This window comes from Nguyenibacter vanlangensis (assembly GCF_013376155.1).
Lineage (GTDB): Bacteria > Pseudomonadota > Alphaproteobacteria > Acetobacterales > Acetobacteraceae > Gluconacetobacter > Gluconacetobacter vanlangensis.
Genome location: NZ_JABXXP010000852.1, coordinates 1 through 1,094, shown reverse-complemented (window position 1 = coordinate 1,094; position 1,094 = coordinate 1). Strand labels below are relative to the sequence as shown.

Genomic DNA, 1,094 nt, shown 5'->3' with positions numbered 1-1,094 from the left:
GGCGCTGGCCGCCTTCCTGCGCCGGCTCGGCCTGCGCGTGATCCTGACGACGCCCGAGGCCCATGACCGCGAGGCCGCGATCAGCCAGGGCCTGACCCACCTGCTGGCCCGCCTGCTGGACCACATGGAACCCCACATGAAACCGATGCCGCAGCGGATCACGACGGGCAGCTTCGACCAGTTGCGCGCCGCCCTGGACATGGTCCGCCACGACTCGCCCGAGGTGTACCACGCCATCACGCAACTGAACCCCTATGCGCGGGAAATGCGCGCGCGCTTCCTCGCCCTGGCGCGGCAGATGGCCGAAGACGACCTGCACGTCACCAGCGATGCCGCGCCCTATTCCGTGTCCAGCGGCCAGTCCATCCGGGCCAGTTGAGCCGGGGCGATCCACGCGATCACCATCCCCGCCGCGAAGACCCCCAGCGCCAGCCCGACGCCCGTCGCGGCCAGTCCCGCGCGGGCCATGGTGAAGGGATTGCCCAGATTGAGCGTCATATAGGCCAGCACGTTGCAGGCGACGATCGCCCCCTTGCCGCCGATTGCCCGCCACAGCAGCGGCAGCGCGCCGAAATGGGCCGCCCCGACGAACATCAGAAAGGTCAGTCCCCCCAGCATCGGCACATTCATCGGCACGTTCTGCCGCTGCGGCAGTTCCCCCAGCGCCGCCTGGAACAGCAGCGTCACCCCCACCGCGATCGCCCCGGCCAGCAGGACATTCACCCGATAGGCCCGGAACATCGCCCGCACGAACGCCCGCCGCCCGCCATAGCGCCCGGTCATGAAGAAATACGGCCAGTCCCCCCGCGCCGTCAGCCAGCCCCCCAGCCCCATCACCGTCATGGACAGCGGCGCGAGCATGACGCTGGGGGCGCCGTCGCGGAAATTCGTGACGAAACGACCATGGCCGAGCAGGGCCGCCCCCCAGCAGGCCAGTACGTCGAACAGCAGCAAGAACAGGAACATGGCCATGAAGCCCGCCAGCATGCCCGCCGGCCCGATCTGCCGCGCCAGGATCGGGGGCAAGGCCGCCTGGCGCAGGAAGGCCGGCTGCCAGACCATGACGGCATGCAGCGCCGCCCCCAGCCCGCCCG

2 protein-coding genes are annotated in these 1,094 nt (G+C 70.3%); one reads left to right on the top strand and one right to left on the bottom strand.

Annotated elements, in window-relative coordinates; all coding sequences use genetic code 11:
• A partial coding sequence (locus tag HUK84_RS19645; protein ID WP_176641711.1) for a prephenate dehydrogenase dimerization domain-containing protein occupies nt 1-379 on the top strand: 379 nt, incomplete at its 5' end.
• On the opposite strand, the gene HUK84_RS19640 is transcribed toward HUK84_RS19645, so the two are convergent.
• On the bottom strand, nt 340-1,094 hold a 755-nt coding region (locus HUK84_RS19640), incomplete at its 5' end, for a hypothetical protein (protein ID WP_176641710.1). The two genes, HUK84_RS19645 and HUK84_RS19640, sit on opposite strands and share 40 nt — an antisense overlap.